General features: G+C 60.9%; 9 protein-coding genes and 1 pseudogene. 3 read left to right on the forward strand and 7 right to left on the reverse strand.

Annotation, left to right across the window (positions count from 1 at the left end; translation table 11 throughout):
• Positions 1-55 precede the first annotated feature (55 nt).
• The 3 genes from purT to OC610_RS05780 all read right to left on the reverse strand — a co-directional run bounded on the left by purT (position 56) and on the right by OC610_RS05780 (position 2,813).
• On the reverse strand, positions 56-1,237 hold the full coding sequence (gene purT / locus OC610_RS05770; RefSeq protein WP_264426965.1) for a formate-dependent phosphoribosylglycinamide formyltransferase: 1,182 nt from the start codon (positions 1,235-1,237) through the stop codon (positions 56-58).
• A 90-nt stretch (positions 1,238-1,327) separates the two neighbouring features.
• The gene (locus OC610_RS05775) at positions 1,328-1,795 is read right to left on the reverse strand and encodes a preQ0 transporter (protein ID WP_264426966.1); all 468 of its coding nucleotides are present in this window, start codon (positions 1,793-1,795) and stop codon (positions 1,328-1,330) included.
• 232 nt (positions 1,796-2,027) lie between these two features.
• Positions 2,028-2,813 (reverse strand): siderophore-interacting protein, encoded by a 786-nt coding sequence (locus OC610_RS05780; RefSeq protein ID WP_264426967.1) that lies wholly within the window; start codon positions 2,811-2,813, stop codon positions 2,028-2,030.
• 175 nt (positions 2,814-2,988) lie between these two features.
• Here OC610_RS05780 and OC610_RS05785 point away from each other — a divergent pair, with 175 nt between their 5' ends.
• Positions 2,989-5,943, forward strand: coding sequence for an RHS repeat-associated core domain-containing protein (locus OC610_RS05785; protein WP_264426968.1), 2,955 nt, complete (start codon positions 2,989-2,991; stop codon positions 5,941-5,943).
• 39 nt (positions 5,944-5,982) lie between these two features.
• Here the strand turns inward: OC610_RS05785 and OC610_RS05790 are convergent, their stop codons facing one another.
• The 4 genes and pseudogenes from OC610_RS05790 to OC610_RS05805 form a co-directional block, all read right to left on the reverse strand.
• Complete coding sequence (locus OC610_RS05790) at positions 5,983-10,554, reverse strand: SpvB/TcaC N-terminal domain-containing protein (protein ID WP_264426969.1); 4,572 nt, start codon at positions 10,552-10,554, stop codon at positions 5,983-5,985.
• A complete protein-coding gene (locus OC610_RS05795; protein ID WP_264426970.1) occupies positions 10,551-14,873 on the reverse strand; it encodes a Tc toxin subunit A-related protein in 4,323 nt (1,440 codons plus the stop codon). Before OC610_RS05795 ends, OC610_RS05790 begins: the two co-directional genes overlap by 4 nt.
• Positions 14,874-14,882: 9 nt before the next feature.
• Positions 14,883-15,233, reverse strand: a pseudogene (locus OC610_RS29680) (neuraminidase-like domain-containing protein); the annotation flags it as partial.
• Between the two features lie 38 nt (positions 15,234-15,271).
• Positions 15,272-17,839, reverse strand: coding sequence for a Tc toxin subunit A (locus OC610_RS05805; RefSeq protein ID WP_332880460.1), 2,568 nt, complete (start codon positions 17,837-17,839; stop codon positions 15,272-15,274).
• A 355-nt stretch (positions 17,840-18,194) separates the two neighbouring features.
• Between OC610_RS05805 and OC610_RS05810 the strand changes: the two genes are divergently transcribed.
• Both OC610_RS05810 and OC610_RS05815 read left to right on the forward strand, forming a co-directional pair.
• A complete protein-coding gene (locus tag OC610_RS05810) occupies positions 18,195-18,680 on the forward strand; it encodes a fimbrial protein (RefSeq protein ID WP_264426972.1) in 486 nt (161 codons plus the stop codon).
• Positions 18,681-18,804: 124 nt separating this feature from the next.
• Positions 18,805-21,339 carry a CS1-pili formation C-terminal domain-containing protein gene (locus OC610_RS05815; RefSeq protein ID WP_264426973.1) on the forward strand — a complete coding sequence of 845 codons (2,535 nt, stop codon included), beginning with the start codon at positions 18,805-18,807 and terminating at the stop codon, positions 21,337-21,339.
• The last annotated feature ends 54 nt before the right edge of the window (positions 21,340-21,393 follow it).

A 21,393-nucleotide genomic window follows, 5' to 3' on the forward strand; every position in this document is an offset into this window, starting at 1 on the left:
TTGCACTCGGCAGCTCCTACAGGGCTCAACCCTGCAGGAGCGAACTACTGAGGGTTTACAGTTCGATTTTCACGGCCTGGGAAGCCCGGGTCGCCTTGGCGCGGGCCGCTTCGATGGATTCGTCGCGGGCCAGGGCCACACCCAGGCGGCGCTGGCCGTTGACTTCCGGCTTGCCGAACAGGCGCAGCGCCGTGTCCGGTTCGCTCAGGGCGGCGCCCAGGTTGGCGAACGCGGTCTGGGTCGATTGGCCTTCCACCAGGATCACCGCCGAGGCCGATGGGCCGAACTGGCGGATCATTGGAATCGGCAAGCCGAGGATGGCGCGGGCGTGCAGGGCGAACTGCGACAGGTCCTGGGAAATCAGCGTCACCAGGCCGGTGTCATGTGGGCGCGGCGAGACTTCGCTGAACCACACCTGATCGCCCTTGATGAACAGCTCGACGCCAAACAGGCCACGACCACCCAGGGCCTCGGTCACCGCCTTGGCCACGCGCTCGGATTCCGCCAGGGCCGCCGGGCTCATGGCCTGTGGCTGCCAGGATTCCTGATAGTCGCCCTTTTCCTGACGGTGGCCGACCGGTGCGCAGAACGTGGTACCGCCCACATGACGCACGGTCAGCAGGGTGATTTCGTAGTCGAAATCGATGAAGCCTTCGATGATCACGCGGCCTTTGCCAGCGCGGCCGCCTTCCTGGGCGTAATCCCAGGCTTTCTGCACGTCTTCAACGCTGCGCAGCAGGCTCTGGCCTTTGCCCGAGGAACTCATCACAGGCTTGACCACACACGGGAAACCCAGGGTTTCGACGGCCTTGCGGTAGTCTTCCACGGTGTCGGCGAAGAAGTATGGCGAGGTCGGCAGGCCCAGCTCTTCGGCGGCCAGGCGACGGATGCCCTCGCGGTTCATGGTCAGTTGCGCGGCGCGGGCCGTAGGAATCACCGTGAAGCCCTCGGCTTCCAGTTCCACCAGGGTCGCGGTGGCGATGGCTTCGATTTCCGGCACGATGTAGTGCGGCTTCTCGGCCTCGATCACGGCGCGCAGGGCGGCGCCGTCGAGCATGTTGATCACATGGCTGCGGTGGGCCACTTGCATGGCCGGCGCGTTGGCGTAGCGATCCACGGCAATCACCTCAACGCCCAGGCGCTGTAGTTCGATTACCACTTCCTTGCCCAGCTCGCCGCTGCCACACAACAAAACGCGGGTCGCGGTGGGCGACAATGGAGTTCCGATACGGGTCATCTGAAGGTCCTCAAACAGGAGCGGATCATCGGGGGCGCGCGCCGGGCGAGCTTCCCATGGAAGAAAGCGCGGCATTTTACATGAACCGCGTCAGCCGGCGACGGCCTGTTTGCGCACACGCCAGGCCATGATCAGCCAGACGGCGGTGACCCCGGCGAATTTCGACAGCAACGCAGTGATCACCACGGCTGGGGTCAAGGCGTCGATCAGACCGAAGAAAATGAAGGTGTCCAGCGGAATGCTCAGGGCCGAGCTTATCCACAGGCGATCGTGCAGTGGGCGCTTGGTGATCGTGAACACCAGCCAGTCGATGCATTCGGATACCGCGAACGCCGTGGCGCTGGCCAGGGCGATGGTCGGGTCGGAGGTGATGTAGGACAACACCAGCGCTGCCAACATCGCCGCGATGGCACCATGGCCGAAACGGGTCTGCACCATGTCGCGCAGGATAAACACCAACCCGCCCCAGGCCGACCAGATGACGTCCAGGTGCGGCGCGGCCGAGAAGGCGAAGTTGATCAGCACGACGCTGCTGATGTAGGCGAGCAGGAAAAGCATGGGGCCGGGTACCTGGTGGGTTGGGATGTAGGGCGAAACGACCGTGGCGAGGGAGCTCGCTCCCGGTGGGCTCTGTAGGAGCTGGCGAAGCCTGCGATCTTTTCGCTTGCGACCCGATTGTCCGGGACAAGATCGCAGCCTCGCTTCGCTCGACAGCTCCTACGCGCAGCACAGCCGCCACAAGGGTTGGCGGCGTCAGTGGATGGAGGGTACGTCAGCCACCGCCCGTCCCTCAATCTTCCTCACTGTCATCCAGCTTCCAATACCCCACCGCCTTCACGAAATCCTGGTCCAACCCTTTTTCCTCCAGCAACACCTTGCGAATCTGCCGAGACACCTTGCTTTCGGTCGCGACCCAGGCATACAGCTTGCCCGCCGGCATTTCCAATTGCTGCACGGTGCGCAGCAGGCTGTCCTGGCGGCCCTCGCGCAGTACCCAGATCACGTGCACCTGCGCCGGGCTTTGGAGGACTTGCTGTTCGGCGCCATTCGCCACTTCCACCACCACCAGGGCCCGCCGATTGGGCGCCAGGCCTTCGAGGCGGCGTGCGATGGCGGGCAGGGCGGTTTCGTCGCCGATCAGCAGGTAGCTGTCGAAGATGTCCGGCACGATCATCGAGCCCCGTGGCCCGGCGATGTAAAGGTGTTGCCCCGGCGCCGCCTGCGTCGCCCAGGTCGCGGCGGGGCCGTCGCCGTGGAGCACGAAGTCGATGTCCAACTCCAGTGTGTCGAGATCGTAGCGGCGCGGCGTGTAGTCGCGCATCTCGGGCATCGGTCCCTGGGCTTTGCCGGCAGTGGGGTTGAAGTTTTCCAGGGCGGCCAGTTCCTCGGCGTTCTGCGGGAACAACAGCTTTACGTGATCGTCCGTGCCCAGGCTGACAAACCCGGCCAGTTCCGGCCCGCCGACGGTGATGCGGCGCATGCGTGGGGTCAGGTCGACGACGCGTAGCACTTGCAGGCGGCGGCGTTTGATTTCGTGGTTGACGCGATGGATGGTGTTTGGATCGACTTCAGTCATGCTTCTACTCCGAAACGTTTCGACGGTCTGGGCCGCTCATTTATACACCCCTTGGGTTATAGACGGGGGACAGGCTCGTGGCTTTACACCGTGCATTATCCCGACACAACAAACCGGTCGGCTCGCGGGCAGGCGTCGCTATGCTCGTTGAACCAATGGATTTCAAGGATGAACCATGTCAGCAAGTCTGCATCAATTCACGCCATCCCTGACGGCGATCGACCCCCGGGGCCTGGATGTCCGTCAGGTGGCTTATCACCGATCGAAACCGTCGCAGGCCCCCGAGGCCCGCATCAGCCGACAAGTATTCGGCGCCAGCGGTCTTTTGCTCGAACAATGGGACCCGCGCCTGGGCGAAATGCGCCCGTCTGGCGCACAGCCCAACCAGGCCCGGCGTTATTCCCTGTCCGGGCAACCGCTGCTCACCCGGAGCATCGACGCCGGTTGGCGGGTGATGTGGCGGGGCGGGGCGGGTCAGTTGCTTGACGTGTGGGATGGTCGACGCTCGCACCAGCAACATCAATACGACCACCTCATGCGGCCGATGGCGGTGTTCGAGCGTACGGTCGAAGAACCCCGGCCACGTTGTGTCGAGCGCCTGATCTATGCCCCCGGCGCGCCAGACGCGGCGCGGCGCAACGCCTGTGGTCGGGTGATTCGCCATGACGACCCGGCGGGCACGGTGTTCTACGAGCATTTTGGCCTGTGGGGCCGACCGTTGAGCGTGGCGCGGCGCTTTTGCAACGCACAAACGGTGGATTGGCCGTTGTCCGAAGGTGACCGTCACCTGCATCTCGAAGCGCCAAGCTACCTGACAACCTGGCATTACAACGCGGCGGGCGACCTGCTTGCGCAAACCGACGCCAAGGACAATCGCCTGGAGCACACCTACGGCGTCGATGGGCAACTCGCCGCGACGCGGCTGATTGCCCGGGGCGGGCGTCCTCAATGGCTGGTGGACCAGCGGCGCTACAACGCCGGCGGACAGATCGAGTCCGAGCGGGCCGGCAACGGCGTGGTCAGCCGGACCCGCTACAACGAGGCCGACGGTCGGGTCCTGGGGATGACCAGCCGCATCGAGAACACCCTGCTGCAAGACCTGGCCTATCAATACGACCGAGTCGGCAATGTCGTGACCGTCACCGACTCGGCCCAGCCGGTGCGCTGGTCCAGCAACACGCGGGTCGATCCGGTCCAGGCCTATCGGTACGACACGCTGTACCAACTGGTGGAAGCCAGCGGACGGGAAAACAGCAGCAATGCCGCCGGCGTTGCGCCGTCGGCCCTGGTCACCTTCGGCACCGACGACGGCAGCCAAGTGCGCCAATACGTGCGCCATTACAGCTATGACGCCGGCGGCAACCTGACGCGATGGCGCCATGTGCCCAGTTGCGGTTCGGGTTACACCCATACGATGGTCGTCGCCTCGCGCAGCAATCACGCGCTGTCCGGCGGCACTTCGCCCGGCTTGGGCAGCGGCTTCGATGCAAATGGCAATCTGGACATGCTCGTCCGGGGCCAACCAATGCACTGGAACGCTCGCAATCAACTGGCGCGCGTGACGCAGGTCTTGCGTGACGAGGCCGCCAGCGACGATGAAAGCTATGTCTACGACAGCGCCGGGGCCCGGGCCATCAAGCGTCGGCGTTACCGGGCCTACCGGGTGGAGCACACTGAGGAGGTGCGTTACCTGCCGGGCCTGGAAATTCGTCGTAACAGCGCCACCGGGGAACAGCTGAATGTCGTCAATGCCGACATCGGCGGCCAGAGCGTACGGGTACTGTGCTGGGAGCAGCACCCGACGGTGCCGGCCCTCACGATCCAGTCGCGCTTCAACCTGCGCGATCACCTGGGCAGCAGCACCCTGGAACTGGACGAGAACGGGCAGGTACTCAGCCAGGAAAGCTACTACCCCTATGGCGCCACGGCGTGGTGGGCGGCCAGAAACGCCACCGAAGCGAGCTACAAGACCCTGCGCTATTCGGGCAAGGAGCGCGATGCCAGCGGGCTTTACTCCTACGGCTTGCGCTATTACGCACCGTGGTTGATGCGCTGGATCAACCCCGATCCAGCCGGTGCCGAGGGCGGGTGGAACCTGTATGCGATGGTCGCGGGCAATCCGATCAGCCAGGTGGACCCACAAGGAGCAACGCCCACCCGCAGGAGGGGATCGCTGGATTCCGGGGTAGCCTCGATGACCTCGGCGAGCCCTGTCTCCATGACTGCGAGCCAACGTTTCCAGGCAGCCGCCTCCGCAGGCGTCCGTGACTACCTGGCGGCTGATATCAGTCTTTACATCGGGGTGGCGCTGGACCAGCTATTCGAGGCAACTGCTGCTACCCCCAGGCTTAATCAGGCCTTGAGAGGTGTGGTCGCCTCGCTGGATGGGCTGGCTGTCGGGCATATGACTGCCGGGTTGGCGGGCCGCACGACAAGCATGGCCTATTTGCTGGGGGCGATCGCTGCAATGGTCACGGCCATTGGATTTGCGCTGCATACCGAGGATTCAGCCTCGGAAGAAACCTGGGATCCCATCGCTCGGGCGCGGCTTGTCGGCCATGTACGTGCTTTGTCCCGAGAACTGGGGCAGCAAGTGATGCGAGGGCTGGGTACCGATGCGCCGTGGGGCGACGTGTCGGTTTCGAACCGCCTTCCCAGGGTCGGATTCGCCGCGGTGGGCTACTCGATGGCAACCGTTGCCAACGCGATGTATGGCCTGCAGATTCCCGGTCCCTTGCAATCGAACATCAGCCCGGCGATCGAGGCTTTTGACGGGCTGGTGGGCACGGCTATCCGCAGCGGTCACGGTGCTGTTTCGGCAAATCCTCCCTCAGCGACGCCAATCCAGCCTCCCGATCGCCAGGGATTATTCCATGGCGGCATGACCAGGATGTTCGCCCAGGTCTTCTCGTTCTGGAGCGGCGTGGCCATCGAGGCGGTTTCCGCCGCTGTTACCGGTTTGTCGCCGGAGCGACAAGGTGCCAGGGCGCGCAGTGTCGTGGCGGCGGCGCGCGGGATCGCCTCGGGCTTGACCGAGTTTCGAGGGGTGTTGATGGCTGCCGCCAGAGGCGGATTTGCCAGGCGAACTTCGTGGCTGCCCTCGATCACGGCTCGGAGCAACAGCCGCTAAGGACCTCGTGGGGGCAAAATCTGCCCCCACGACATCCGCTCACATCGCTTCGGCGGAGGGGGCTGGCATGTCCGCCCAGGTATCGTTTTCATCCTCATTCACGGTGTACCAGGCCCAATAGGTGACTCGGCGCATGGACCCGCTGGCGGTCAATGTCCGCGTTGGCCGACCCAATGGGTCATGGAACTGCCGGTCGCTGTGGCCCAGTTTGCGCAGGGACTGGTCATTGATGTAGTGATGAGTGTTGGCGAAATACGGACGATAGACCCGGATGGTCAGGCCCTTGTTGTTGTATTCGACCCGCTCGCTGATGCGCCAGCGCGGGTTGGCCTGAACAGTCAGCAGTTGCCCGGGCACCGGCTGGTCATCTGCGGCGTTGGGCGGCTGGATCATCAGGTTGCCCTTGTCGTCCACGGCATGGGCGGGCCCAGGTTCGGTCTCCTGTTTGCTTTGCAGGACGCGGCCAAATCCATCCCAGCAAGTCAGGTTGACGCGGATCTTCTGCTCCGGGTCGCCGGGGTAACGGTCAGCCTGCAGTTGGACTGCATGCATCGGTTCCCGTGGGATCGCTTCGATGATGGCCTTGAGGGTGGCTTCGCTGTTGCTCAACGCGCGGCTTGCAGTGTCGAGTCGAAGCCTGGCCGTGGCGCGAATGTGGCCGCTGGGCAACAGGTAGCCTTGGCTTATCCATTGCTCGCTCGATTCGGGGCGCCAGGTGACCGCGCCCATCCAACTGAATCGGTCGTAGGCGTGCGCAGTGGCGGCATCTTGTAACAGCGCTCGGGGTGTTTCGATTGCACGGTTGGGTGTGTCATCCGGCGGACGGATATACCGACCGTGCACATGGAAGCCGACGGGTCGGCCTTGCTCCCGACCGTTGAACGCACTGGCAAGCAACTGACCGAAACCGTCGTAGAGCGCTTCCTGCGTTGTGCCATTGGGGTCGGTAATCGTCACGGGCAGCAAGGTCCGATAGTCGGAACTTACCTGAGTGACGCATCCATCCGGCTGTTTGATAGCGGCCAGTTGGCAAGAATATGAATCGTAGATCAGCACGGTTTCATCATGGTCGGGCGACGTTCTGGACGTTCTGATTCGACAGAATTGGCTGACGGGTGCATAGCGGGAAAAGTTGCGCCGGATGGCCCAGAGGCCATGATCGGTTTGGGCTGCTTCCTGCTGATTGGCAAAGAAGAACAAACCCATGGGTCGATAACCGATTTCCAGGAGCTTCAGCTCGAATTCCTTCGACGGGTAGGGTGGCAGGTCCGGGATGTCGGCGTAGGCGCCGAGGGCGTTGGGGGCCAGCTCGGCGGTTTCCAGATGGTCGGCCAGGCCCTGGAAGCCAGCGCTACCGGGTTGCAAGGTTGCCCCTTTTCCTCCGGGTTCGCGGTAGTGCTGTACGGACAGGGCGCTCAATTCTCGTACGGCCCAAGGGCTCAACGGGCCGGCCGTTTCGTCCAGCAGTCGTTCACAGGAAAAACTCGCGGACGTCAGGTGTGGATGCGTTCGCTTGTCCAGCACGAGTACATTGCTGCGCTGGCGCCAAGGCAGGCCCAGGCGCCAGCGTTGGGGAGCGGTCAGGTGAATGAACTGCGCCAGGGTTTCACTCAAGTAGAAGGCCTGCTGCGCCTCGTCGTGCGTATCGCGCCACCATTGCTGCTGGTGGGCATTGGTGAGCTGCGGGGGAGGATCGTCATGGACGGTTTTGCGCCGTGCATGGTGAACCGTGACGTAATGCACGGGGCTGCCAAAGGCGTCCCAGCGGAGGTTGACCTGATGCTGGCAGACCGGATCATCCGCGACGCGCTCATATTGAAGAGCCATGGACTCCAGCCTCAGCACCTGCGTGCGGGCATAGCGTTGCTCACCCCTTTCATAGGGCAACTGACGCACCCGGTACCGATGTTCCCGCACCGAATAAGGCACCTGTCCCGCCATCACTCCATCGGCCCAAACCTCGACCCGCAACTCGGCGCCGCTGAGGGCGTGCATGGCCTCGTCGAGCAGAGAAGGATCAGGCATCTCGATCACGTCGTCTTGCTGCTCGGTAGGCAGTGGGCCGGATGCCCGATGTCGGCTCAGCAACGTCTTGCCCAGGACCAGCGCCTGCGGGTCGTGAGCGCTGTAGCCTTCGCGAGGCATGTCCAAGGCCTGACCATTGTGAAACCAGGTCTTGGTCAATACCGGCGCGCTGTAGCTGTCCTCGGGCAGGTCGCCGGGATGATGTTCGGCATCACGGTGCAACAGCAACCCATAGCCGCGGAAAGCCTGTTCGCGTCGATCGTAGTAACCCTGCCGATAGCTGAACGTCTGGGTGTGGCTGGCGCCGGTGATTTCATCCAGCACGGTTTGCCGACTGACCAGTGGCACCGCAAAAGGCACCTGGCAAACTGCGGGCTTGGCGTCCAGGCGCAGCGCCTGTTTTTCGTCCAGCCATTCCTGGGCACTGCTGCGATAGTCGATGTGGGTACGTGTGCCCATATTGTTTTCGGTTTGGCGCAGCAGGTACGGTTTATTGGCGAAAAAGTCGTAGCGCCAGTGGCGGGGTGACGGATGCGGCGTGCTCAGTATCAGGCTGGGAAACCCCAAGCCCTGCAGGTCGGCAATGCTCACCTGGCTGCGCGCGTCGTAACGTACACCGTCGGGCCACCGCACCTTCACGGGCTGAGGAGCGAACCCGTTGCCGCCCAGGTTGCGCAGGATCGAAAAACTGTCAGCTTCCAGGTACACCAGGTCCGCGGCCCCGGCCCCGTCGAGATCGGCCAGCAAAACCCGGGATGCCTGGAAGGTTTCGGGGGGGAAGGGCAGGCTGGCGAACACCCAACCTTTGCCAAAGTGTCCTGCGCCAAGAGCAGGCCAGCATTTCACTTCGTTGTGGCGGATACGCACCAGGTGTTGCTGGCCGCTACCCAGCACATCACAGAACACCACCAGCTCCGATGGCGATCCGGTGATCGACGGCAGGTCATCCTCGTCGGCGGTGCGTGGGATCGCTATTTGCGGGGCAAATCCGTCCTGTTTTCGATTGGCGAACAGTCGAACGCTGCGCGGACCGATCATGACAAAATCCAGCAAGCCGGCGCCCATCACGTCGGCCAGCGAACCTTGTGGATGAAGAAACTCGACGGGGACGGCGTTGAAGGGCACGAAGCCCGACCAATCGCCGGTACTGTCGAGACTGAAGAAGCCACTCATGCCGGGACGGGCCACCAGCCAGTCCAACTGGCCGTCGCCGGTGACGTCCAGCAACATCTGGCGCCCGGGCCGCGCACGGTCGGCCACCGGGACCTTGGGCAGCGCTCGAGGGGCGCCATAGGTCAGGTCGTTGCCCTGTGTCCTTAGCGGCTCGCGGTAGTACCAGGCTTTGTCGTCGCGGTACAACAGGCCCGGTACCCCTTCGCCGAACAGATCTGCGATGAAGTAGCGCTGTCCGTCATTGAAGCCGGCGTACTGGAACGAGGTGTAGCGATGCACGTCCCGTTTCAACCGGCCTGATTGATAAAGCAGTTCCAGCGGCGGATGACTCGACAATCTTCCGTTGGCGTCAATGGCTTGCTCATGTGCGGCCGTCAGCAGGCTGTACGAATCATCGCCGGATGGGTGCTCCAGCAGCAGGCGCCTGACGAGCACGGGCGTCGGTCCCATGCCGGTTTCGTCTGGAAAACAGTGAAACATCAGGACCTGGCGACACAGGCGCAAGGTGCGAAGCTCAAAACCGTAGGCAAAACTTGAGAAAGGATCCCGGCGTGGCAGCCAGTCCGAGCTCGCGTCATAGGGCGGCGGCTTATCGATGGCGCTGGTGCGTTCGCCATAGTCCAAGACCAGTTCGAAATGCCACTTCACATCCGGCGGGACATCACCGGCCCACAGATATAAGTGCTCGTGGTCCGCCGCGCTGAAATTGCCATAGCGAATGCGCTCCAGGTAGCGCTGGGCCCGGGTTTCCCGAGGATGACGCGTGCGTTCGCTTTCCTCCCGGTACTGGTAATGAATATGCTCGCCGAAGGGGTTCAGGCTTTCCTGCAACAACCACTGGGCGACCTTCAGCGGGTTATCCGGATCGGCGATGCGGCCCCGGGTCGTTCTGCCATAGAGATGCACGCCACCGTCGGCGCCCTGTACCAACCAGAAACCCGCGGGATCGTTTTCCGAGCGCCAATGCTCCCAACGCGAGAAATCGCTCTCGACCCGAGGGAAATGACGGACGACGGTGTAGGTCGTGTCCAGCGCAAGGTCGTTGAAATATGCATGAAGCGTCTCCACCACGGCTCCCTGGGCGTCTCGCTCGGGCAGCAAGGGCTGGCCATCGGGGCAGAGGATGACGTCTTGCGCCGTGTAGGAGGGAACACCCTTGCTGGCGCGCCGCGAAATGGCGCCCAGCGGCAGGGTCCAACCCAACCCGAACGGGCCGTTGCCGGCGGTGCTCTGATAGATCAAGGCCAGGGCCGGCGCGTAGCCGCGCCCAGCTGTAATCGGCAGGCCAATCTCGAACGTCGCCGTGCCGCTGGCGCCGATGTCACCCCAGCCTCTGCCGAGGCCGGTCAGTGCACCACCGCTCTTGGGCAGCGCGGGCATGTCGATGGCGGAGGGTTCGGAGGCTGTGTTCATCGATGCTCTCCCGTGCCAGGCCGGGCGGTGTAGCGCAGGTGGACGATGATGTCGGTGATCGATTCGAGCAGCGCTTGCTGATTGCCGGGGTTGGGGAACGCCAGCGTCCAGGACGAGATGGCACCGGTGAATTCGAAGGGCAGGTATCGGTCGTCACCGAAATTGAGCATGAACTGGCCGCTGTCGTCGAACCCGGTCGAAAGGGCCACCTGCTGGTTGGAGCGCTTGTCGGTAAAGACGGGTTTGTCATCCGCTCCCAGAATCGTGTTGCTGGTCTGGGTCAGTATGGCCTTGATGTCTTCGTAAGGACCCAGTGTCGCGGGCAGCGAGACGCTGATGCTTTTGATGCGTCGAAGCATCTGGCCTGGGTAGTCGGCCTCGAACAGGCCTTGAGGCAGCTCGAAGGTCAGCGTGCCGCCGCTGATCACCGACCTCATCAGGTCGGACCATGGATCAGACGATGGATTTTGCTCGGCCTGGGGCGTCAGTACGCCAACCTTGCAGATCGTCATTTTTTGCCGCAGTGAGAGCGTCTTGACGATTTCCAGGTCTCGTCGATGGTCTTCCACATAGGCTTTGCTCATCTTCATCAGGTCGAGTTTCAACGACTCACCTGCCAGCAACCCGCGGTAATTGTTGTTCCATGTGTCTTTCTGGAAAAAGCTTCTGTCCTTGGCCAGTTCAAATCGCCAACAGGCTTCGGCATCCAGGCACAACGAAAGGGCGATGCCATAAGCCTCGTGATAGAGGGTCGCGAGTTGGCCGTTCAGCCATTGATAAAGCTGTGCCCTGGAGAAGCGTTTGTTCAGCAGTTGGTAAATCGACCAGGTTTGCGCGAGGGATGTTCGAGCCACTTGAAGTTGCAGTCGTGAAGCTTTTGCCTGCTGCTGGTAGACCTTGAACTGGCTATCGAGCTGGACGAGCTCAAGGTCCGCCTGTTCCTTGGCATAGGCCCACTCTTCGGCCCGACGGGCAAATTGTGCGGATCGGTCCAGCATGTTGGCGGCATTGCGAGACGCGCTTGCAACGCCTTCAGCCGTGGCCTGGGCGGCAAACGCCAAACCCTCCCAGCGCATGCCACCGTTGGAGAAACCGAAAATATTCGGCGCGAGCATGGCGACGCCGGCCAGGGCGCCTGCTCCGGCTGCGACCAACTCTGCGGAAGCCGCGATCATGTGGTGTTCGTTCGCTGCGGTTTCTTCCTGGCTGATGCCTTCGTTGAGCTGCTTGGCGAAGAACCGGACGCGGGCCTCGATCAGGGCACGGCCTGCCTGTAGTGCCTCAAGGTTTTTCTGGTCGATGAGCAGGGCCTGGGTGTGCTGCTCGACCACGATCTTGGCGAGGTCCCAGGCATGTTGTTGTTGCAGTTGGAGATGCTCGGCCTGTTCCTGCCGTTCGATCAGTGACAGCAAGGTATTGCCGAATTGAATGATGTGGTCCACGGCACCCATGGCGTGCGCGGCCAAGGCCTGGAAGCGGTAATGACTGACGGAACGCAAAGCCCCTCCGGCTGGGGTGGCACCCGCACCGAACACGGCATTCGGACTGCCGAACGCCAGAGCACTTGGTGATTGGGCAAAAAGTGTCAGGTGCAAGGGGTTGCTGTTGATGTCCAGATTGTGGCGAAGGTTGTACAAGCGGCTCTCAAGCTTGTCCCATCGTGCTGTCAGCGCGGGGTTGAACGGTTGGAGCAGGTAGCCGGTGTCTTTGAGCCAAGGCGTTGCGTCCTGCTTTTTGACAGCGATTGGAATAACCGCAAGGGGCATGTCCTTTTCGAGCTGGCGCAATGCAGCGGATTTGCCCTGGGCAAGGTTGCCCAGGGAAATGCTTCCCCAAGGCTCGGCCAGCATTACGGCTGGACGCGGCCCGAGCAACTGGCTGGCTTGCACATACCGGAGCTTGGCCTGCCCCAGGCTGTCCGGCGTAAGCTCTCGATACGCCGCGTCGCCCCGGTTGATCAGGATATCCAGGTAGAGCATGTACAGCGACTTTCGCAAATGAGCCGGGTTGCTCAGGGCCAGATGGTTAGGATCGTAGGGTTGCGCAAGCGCGTAGCCGGGGATGTCGCGGGTGCGTGTCAACTCGCCCAGGTTCCAGTAAGGCGGGTGTTTGGGATCGAAAATATAGCCGAGCCAGGTTTCAGCTTCCTGGTAGCGGCCTTCCTGGTTCAAACGGTAGGCCACTGACCAAGGCAGGAAGATAAACACTTCCCAAAAACTCTTGCCGTGGGCGCCGTGGAAATCCAGGGGCTCGGGACCAGTCTCTTCGGATGTTTCCGGCTCTTCCCATGTTTCGGGCCGCAAGGAAAAAAAATGATCGAGACTGAGGCTGGCGGCCCTGACCAGTTTCTTGGCGAAACGGGTATTGGTACGCAGGGGTGGGAAATTGACGTCGGTGTCGGTGAAGTCTATGAACTCCGCTTCACCCAGGCGGCTGGAGCGTGGCGCAATCGCCTCAACTGTTGTTGACGATCCCCCTTCCAGCGTCACGGATACGTATTGCAGGAGGGTCTTTGAAAGACGAAATTCCCCCCCGTTGGGTTCATACACCAATACGCCGTGGGCGAAGTATTTCGTTTCGGTGAAGGGCGCCTCCCTTAGCGATGTGCTCAGGACGCTTGAGCTTCTTAATCGTGGCGTTGCCTGCTCGTAGTCATCCAACGATGCGCTGCCTGTCAAGACGGCCATCGTGTCGTCGCTTATGATTTCGGGTGCTTCGGCGCTCGCTTTTATCGGCGCCATGATGACGTGTCGATAAAGGTGCGTGACGGGGGGCGTTCTGAGCAGGTGGAACGGTTCCCTGTAGATAAGTTTTGAAAAAAATGAAGTGCTATGGAACGACAACGTGGCGCTGTAGATGTTGTCGGCTCGGGTAAGGACGTCGTAGCGGTCGTCAGGAATGTTGGATTCGTGCTCCATGACAAAGCCGTTCTCCGACTCCAGGAATGTGGTAGTTGACTGCGTCAGGTCGATGGAGATCTGTTCGTGGCTTGTCGAGTGCTCCAGGACCAGTTGGATGACGCTCTTTTGCAGGTCCGCAGTTGAAGCGGGTAGCTGAGATATGGAGCTGAAAGTGATCCCGATATGGATGCGCGTCGACACGCTATTCGCAGGCGCTTTGCTGAGCCTCACTTTCAGGGTGAATGGATATTTTGCTCCTTGTGGTACGCCCTCGAACAAGAAGTCTTCGAGGGGCAGGAAGTCTCCCGTCAACTTCGAGGTCAGCTGGAAATGGTCGGGCATTTTCCTTGAATTGAAGGGATCCTGACGGGGTGATGTCCGTTTTACTTCCAGGGCGCCCAGATGGGTATTCACCCTTTCGTCGGCGTTCCAGTTCGAGAAAGTGAGGGGTATCACCGTGCTGGGGAGTAGATACGCGTCATGGTGGATATATTGGAAACGGTCTTTATTAACCGTCGAATACTTGATGAATTTACGGTGGTGTTCGGAGGGCAGGTGTGCAAAGTGCTTTATTGAAGCGTCGACTTGCGCAGGGATTGCCGCACCGACGGTCGCCAGTCCCCTGGGGGTATGGTGGTGGTTCAGGCCGACGGCTTGAAAGAACACTTCGTCGAACTTCACGCCGATGAATAGCCGGTCGAGATTCTTGTCATATATCGCAACCGTTTGAAGGTGGCTTTGGAAGTATGAAAAATCGTTACCCGCCGGTGCTGTCACGGCGGGAGCGGCAGACCTGTCCTGGTTGACCGCAAGCGCCAGATAATCGCTCTGGTAATACCGATCGATCACCGTTTGCGGCGTGCTCCAACTGCCATCGAATTTTTTATGGGCGTACTTGACCTGCACCTTCGGATAGCGCGATTGGTTGTGGCTGTCGTCATCCTCCCTGTACGTCACGCCTTCCACGGTTTTCAGGCTGGATCCGATGGGGCCGCCTGGCGGGGTAACCTCGGCCCAGACGACGAAGAGGCGGTTGTTGAACGTCACAGGCCGCAAGGTTTGATCCGCCAATTCTTCCGGGAAGACGATGTCGATCTTCTTCCAATCCGACCAATCCATAAATGAAGTCGAAGCCGGTTGCCGGGTCGCTGTGGACGGCACCGGTAAATCAAGTGAACGCCAGTAATAGGTGTTTTCCGAGCTGGACTTACCCACCAGGTAATAAGTGCTGGCGTCCAGCGCGGCGTGGTCGCCGTCGATATAGCCGTTGAGTGTTTCGATGTTGGCGATTTCTTCGAAGCGAGAGAGGTAGTTCTGCAGGGCCGTATGGACGCTTTTCAGGTCAATCCGGTATTGGCTGAGGTCATTTTCCAGTTGCTCGAAGCTTTCGGTCTTGTCTTGTCGCAACAGGGGGCTCAAATAGGTTTCCGGGTACGTGCGCAGCTTTTCGTGATCGCTCCAAAGCGCGTAGGCATGCAGGCGCTCCCGCCAGGCCTGCTCTTGCGACGCCGTGATGCCATGCCTCTCGTAGCCAGGTTCGAGGCCCAGCTGGATTCGGTTGATGTAGTGCTGGAGGCTGGCAATGGCAGCGGCCACTTCACTGGTGGCGACAGCCTGGCTGACCAGGACATCTATCAGCCAATATTGATAAAGGTCATCAGCGGTCTTCAGGTCGGCGAGCGTTTTATCGGCGGGTACGATGTGGGTCAGGTAACAGGCCAGCATTGCATCGCGCAGGGTTTCGTTGAGCTGCTGTTCGAGGTGCGGTGACATGGTCATTCCTTGAGCAAGTCGGTGGGGCAATCGTCGGGGCTGCTTTAAAGGGCTTCGGCGAGGGTCTTCCAATCATCCTCGGCGCTGTCTCGGGCGAGTTCGGTGGCTTTGAGCAGTGTCGTGGCTGAAAAACCGGCCTTCAAGCAGGCTTGTTGGCAGCGCATCAACCAGTCGATCTGGTTCATGGCGGTCACCACCGTTGGGCCGAGCGTTTCGGTCAGGACTCCAACTTCCTTGGCGGTCCATCCAAGCAGTGCGGCCAGTCGCGTATCGGCCTGTTTTTTATCGGCAGAAGGGGAGCGTGCCCATTCGAAGTATTCGAGCAAGACGTCTTCCGAGCGGCCGTAGGCGTCGACGTATTGCTTGACCCGATGCAGCAGATAGAAGTCGTGCAGGTGCAGTTCCAGCTTGGTTTCTTGCGGGTAGGCGTCGTCCAGCCAGCCGGGTGTTTTCATGAAATGCAGCAGTGTTTCGCTGCTCACGGGCAATTGCAGGGCGCGTTCGGCGTTGGGCATCAGCAGGGACAAATACCTGAGACGAGCGCTTTCGGAGGTTGTGTCCCTCAGGTACGTTTCGATCAGTTCGGGTATCAATGGCCGGGTTTTGGGCTGGAGCAGGTCGGTGTAATCCTCATTCTTCGGTGCACGCAGGGACGGAAACACTTCGGCAGGGGCCACGAGCATCTGCCGGCGCAAATCGCAAATGCCCACATTGCTGTCGCGCATCCAACGGGTGATCCAATCGAGGTGCATTAGCACGTCGAGGTAATCTGCGTTTTTTGTATCCGTCGCGCCTGTGTTTGCCAGGGATGGGGCCACCCATTGCTGTCGATACGCCGGCGCAAGCAGTTCGAGCAATTGGCTGCATTCCTGGACGGTAAGGCCCAGCAATTGCGCGACGCGTGCCTGTCGATAGATGGCGGAGATTGCGGCGAGGGTGCTGGTCTTTTCCTCGGGAGGGATGTTGTCGATCAGCAACCCCAACGAATCCGCCGTGTCACTGCCCCCAAATGCTGCACAGAGCCGTTGTCGGGTTGTGCTGTCGAACATTTCGCCGTCGTGTAGCAACGCCTGCTGCGTGGCGCCAGGTGAACAGAACAGTCGATCGAAAAGCGGCACCTGCCGTTCCGTGGCATGGGTCGGGATGCGGAACAGCAGGGCGGCGAACTCTTCAGCGTTCACAGCGTGGACACGGTTCCAATAACGAAAGACGCCGAGCACACGTAGCGTAGTGGCGTTCAGCGCCAGTTCTTCGTTGCCTTCACGTTTCATGGCGCTGGTCAGTAGCGTGTCGAGTTCCGCGAAGGGAATGCCAAGCCAACGTTGAAGGCGAATCATCTTGTGCAGCCTGTCAAAACGATCGGAGGTGGTGTTCGACAAGGTCCCGGCGTCCAGCAAAGCCATGGGGGATGGCCCGCCGTTGACATAGACAGCGCCGTAGCCGGCGGTATCGCCATTTGTCAGCGCTGCGGACTGATGAGCCGCGTGGGTTTTCTGCGAGAGCAACGCCTGGAGTTGGCTGGCATCCAGCCCGGTCTTGTCGAGGAATACCTCGACCTGGCTTAACTGCGCGCGCAGGAATGTTTCCTGCGCGGCTTCATCTTCTTTCTTCAGGTCGGCGGAAGGGGCAAGGTTGAAGTTGGCTTCGTACAGCGTTACGCCAGCATTCGGGGCGGCGATCAGCAGTTCCATTTGTGCGGGGGAAAGTCCGGATAACAGTGGCTGGATGCGTCGGGCCGCTTCGATTGAGTTTTGATTGGGATCAAAGGCGAGCAGGCGCGGGCTGATTCGATAATGAAGTTCGCCAAGCTGTAGCTGTTTTTCACCTAGCCCCAAGGCACATGCATGGTGATAAGCGTCGTAGGGAAGCGAATAGGGGTAGTGCTTTTTATTCAGCAGTTCATAAGCGGTGGCCGTCGTAACGCTTGTTTCCAAATGATCTTTCAGGATTTGGTTGACGATCGAGAGCGTCGGCACCTGATTGAATGTCTTACCCGAATCGATAACGAAACTTTTCAGATCCGGACGTCGCTGGTCCAGCCTGCGGGCAGCTTCCGTGCCACGGGTTTCCAACTGCAACGCAAACAGATAGAGCGTTCTCAGGTAGGCCACGGGCGAGTCGTTCGCGGCCATGGAGTCGCTGGAGCAGAACTGGTTCCAGGGCTCGTTGAACAACTTCCGATACGTTGGCAGGTCCGGTGGCTGGCTGTTTTCAATGTTGGATGCGGTGCGTTTTTGCCGGGCCTGTATCAGGTCTGGGGACACCTGTTGTTGCCGATAGAAACGGTCCAACTGGGCGGCGTATCCCTGGGCAATGTCATAGGCGTGCCCGGCGCCGTGGTCATCGATGTTGAACGCTTGCAGCTGTTCGATAAATACGCTGCGGGTCATTCGCACAATGTCGAATATCGACGTCATGCCAAGCGTCTCGAACGCGACGGTGAACGCCGTGCCGTCACTGTCGGGTGTTATCGCGTCTTGAATCAATGTCTTCAGTAACGGGCTGCCTTCAATTGGCGAAATGAGCTCTGATGCTTTGCTTGTGACATCCATGCCGATGCGTTCCTGTAGGCCCACCGGTGGCTCCGGTGGAAGGGAAAGAGACGCTAGCATGGCGCGGCAATCGGCCGAGGTCGGCTCCGGTCGCTGGAGGTTGAGGGAAATGTCGCTGCGTTATGCCGTCCATTTCGTGTCACTGGCCCCTAGCTTGTTACCCCACCGTATTTATTAGGCTAAATACAATAATGTAAGAAACTTCTTACATACCTTTTTAATATTTAAAGATAACTGTCGAATATTCCTCGTCGTGAAGTAGCGCTTTTACTACGAGCCTGTGGGAATCGGCCTGCTTTTTTTTGAGAGGTAAGCGTTGATCATGGCGCCGCGTTGAGGGTTCAGGTCCGGTCCCCGGCAACTTGGGCTTCACGTTCTCTTCCTCTTTTTCATTGCAAAGACAGGTATAAAAAACATGCTCAAGCAACTCGTATCCGCAACCGCCCTGGCCGCCACTGCCCTGACTTCTTCGCTGGCCTTCGCCGCCGACGATGCGCGTTCGTCCATCCACATCACGGCGAACATCCCAACCCAGCAGTTCCATGTGCAGCCGCGCGACCCGAACTTCGGTCGGGATGAAGTCATGAACTACAACACGGTCAGCGGCACCCTTTCCTCCCTGCGCCAGACCTTCGACGTGAAAAACACCGACGGTTCGGTCGCCGCCTACATCGAAGGCGGTCCGGCTTCGCTGTACAACGGCAGCGATTCCATTGCCCTGACTACCACCTTCAACGGCGTCACCTTGACTGCCACCCCACAGGAAGTGGTGGACGACGCATCGTCGACACCGGGTACCCAAGCTGACATGACCATCGCTGCGGCCACGCCTCAGTCCACCCAGGTTGGCCTGTACACCGCAGACCTGACCGTCATCTTCGACGCCGTGCCGCGCCCGTAATGACATTCGGTGCCAGGTGAGTCTCCAACTCACCAGGGCATCGCCGCAGGCCGGCAGGATCTCCCCACCCGGTCGGCCTGTACCTGAAACGCCCCGATAGCTCGCAGATCATGAGAACCCGTCGATGTTTCCGATGACACCCTTCGCAGGTGCGCTCGCGCTATTGTTGTGCGCGAATGCCTTGGCCGCGCCGACTGCCCCCGGTACGACACCGAGAAGCCTGTTGTCCCAGGCCAAGGGCCTGCCGGCAGAGTTTGAATCGCACTTCTTCGACGTGCCCCTGGCGGTTCGTATTGAACTCAATCAACAGTACCTCGGCGAAGCCATGGTGGTCCTGACGCGGGATGATCGTTTGACGCTGCTGGAGTTTACCGACACGCAGGACAGCACCCTGAAAGCGGTCGAGCGCGAGCAATGGGAACAGTATTTCAAGCAGGGTCAATTATTGGGTTCGTGCGAAGCCAAGTGCCCGTCGGGGCTGTTGGCTGTGCACTACAGCCTCGAGAATTCATTGGTGTCGATCCTCACCCGGGATATGGAGCGCGACACCGAAACCAAGCGTTATTACGACCAGCCGGAAGGCGGCAGCCTCGGCCTGATCTTCAATAACCAACTCAATATCAACGGTGGCCAGGAGCAGGATACCGGCGGGCGCTACGGCCTCAATGCCAGTTCCAGCGTTGGCAACTGGAGCCAGACGCTGGACATGCAACTGTCGCGTCTTGGCGGACCGGATGACAAGCTGTATCACGCTGTTCATGAACTCCATACCCAGCGAGAACTGGAAGGGACGTTCTTTCGCCTGGGCTACTTCACGCCCGGCTCCGATGGCTTGAATCGCCAGATTCGCGCGTTCGGTGCCAACCCGGACACGGCGTTGGGCGTGATGTACGGCAGCTCCGACAGCCTGGCGATCAACAATCCCAAACCCAGTGTCTACCCGATCTATGTCACCGCCAGCCGCCAGGCGTCGGTGGAGATCTATCGCAACGGCCTGCTGATCAACACCCAGGCGGTGAGCGCCGGCTTGCAGAGCCTGGACACCCGGCCCTTGCCCGGCGGCATCTATGAAGTGGAAGTGCGGCTGGTCGAGGACGGGCAAACCACCGCCACCAGCCAGGAGCTGGTCTATAAACCCAATAACTGGAGCAACGCCGAGGAGCGCTGGCGCTACAACCTGTTCGCCGGTCGCGAAACCCGGCTGTGGAGCAACTGGGAAGACCAGCCCTCGGGCTTCACGACGGCGGGGCTCGGCCTCAACTATCTGTTGCATCCACGGGTGATCCTCGGCGCCTCCACACGCCAGGTGCAGGACAAGCTGCAAGTTGGCACCTCGGTGGACTGGACGCTCGCCAGCAGCACCAACCTGTACGCCAACGTCTATCAAACCCAGCAGTACGGCACCGGCATGGACGTGCAGGGTTTGTACAGCTATGGCCATGGCAGCGTGGTCGCCAGCCATAACCGCAGTTGGCTGGACACCCGCAACACCTACGAAACCCTGCCGGACGGTACGCGTATCCGCCAGCGCAACGTGTTCGTCGGCCAGACCAGCAACTCGTCGCTGTCGGTCAATCACCGCTTGAGCAACAAGACCTCCCTCAATGGGCGGCTGGCCTACAGCGAAGGTAACGTGCAGGGCACCGGCCTGGACCTGGGCTGGTCCCAACGCGGCAATCTGGCTGGCAGCGATGCCAACTGGCGGCTGTCGGTGTTCGATCGCCCCGGCACGTCGAGCACCGCCGACAAACGCAATCGCGGCGTTGACCTGAGCGTCAACGTTGCGCTGGGCGGGCCGGGCGAATACTGGTCGGGCAGCATCGGAACGCGCACCTCACGGGAGGGCACGCGGGACAACAATGCGTCGCTGGGCTATCGCCGCGACCTGACAGATCACGTGCTGCAAAGCGTCTCCGCCACGGCACTGGCCGACACCTATGGCGTGGGCCTGTCCGGCATCGCCAGCTTCACCACCGATTCGCTCTACGGCGACGGTTTTGTCCAGCGTTCGTCCTACAACGACAACCTCACCGGCGGGCTCAACCTGAGCAGCACGGTGGCCGTGGGCGGCAGCAAAGCCGCATTCACCGGCGTGCCCCAAGGGCGTGGCGCGGGGATGATCGTCGATGTGGAAACCGACCTGGACGATGTGGCCCTGCGCGCCGACGACTTGACCGGCGGCAGTACCGAGTTGCGTCCGGGGCGCAACTTCGTGCCGATCACCGCCTACAAGAACAGCATGGTGACCTTCGATTTCGACGGCCTGCACCCGCCGGCGGCGAACATCGAGCCTTCGCGCACCCGTTATCACCTGAACAAGGGCGGGGTGGATTACCGCCGGATCAGCGTGATGCGAACCGTGACCGTGCTCGGCCGCCTGCTCGACGAAAACGGACAGCCGCTCAAGGGGCACCACGTGATCAACCACGCCAGTCGCGGCATCAGCGAGGTGGACGGGTTTTTCTCCATGGAAATGAACGCCGGCTCCCCGACGCTGGAAGTGCGCTACGGCAACGAGCTGTTCTGCCGGTTCCGCCTCGACCCGGACAGTGCCAGCCGCGAGGGCGATGTGTTGATGATCGGTGACTTGCGCTGTACGTCCGACTCCCTGGCCGATACGACGCTTGCCGAGGCGCATGCCGAGAAGCAGCGCTCATGAAGCCCGAAAGCACTTATTGGTTAATGCAGATGAACCCGTGGCGAGGGAGCTTGC

Origin of the sequence: Pseudomonas agronomica, from assembly GCF_025917275.1 — a bacterium.
Taxonomy (GTDB): Bacteria; Pseudomonadota; Gammaproteobacteria; order Pseudomonadales; family Pseudomonadaceae; genus Aquipseudomonas; species Aquipseudomonas agronomica.

Bases quoted from the DNA above. Each gene is read 5' to 3' on its own strand.
- purT (WP_264426965.1), bottom strand. From the start codon at position 1,237: ATGACCCGTATCGGAACTCCATTGTCGCCCACCGCGACCCGCGTTTTG.
- OC610_RS05775 (WP_264426966.1), bottom strand. From the start codon at position 1,795: ATGCTTTTCCTGCTCGCCTACATCAGCAGCGTCGTGCTGATCAACTTC.
- OC610_RS05780 (WP_264426967.1), bottom strand. From the start codon at position 2,813: ATGACTGAAGTCGATCCAAACACCATCCATCGCGTCAACCACGAAATC.
- OC610_RS05785 (WP_264426968.1), top strand. From the start codon at position 2,989: ATGTCAGCAAGTCTGCATCAATTCACGCCATCCCTGACGGCGATCGAC.
- OC610_RS05790 (WP_264426969.1), bottom strand. From the start codon at position 10,554: ATGAACACAGCCTCCGAACCCTCCGCCATCGACATGCCCGCGCTGCCC.
- OC610_RS05805 (WP_332880460.1), bottom strand. From the start codon at position 17,839: ATGCTAGCGTCTCTTTCCCTTCCACCGGAGCCACCGGTGGGCCTACAG.
- OC610_RS05810 (WP_264426972.1), top strand. From the start codon at position 18,195: ATGCTCAAGCAACTCGTATCCGCAACCGCCCTGGCCGCCACTGCCCTG.
- OC610_RS05815 (WP_264426973.1), top strand. From the start codon at position 18,805: ATGTTTCCGATGACACCCTTCGCAGGTGCGCTCGCGCTATTGTTGTGC.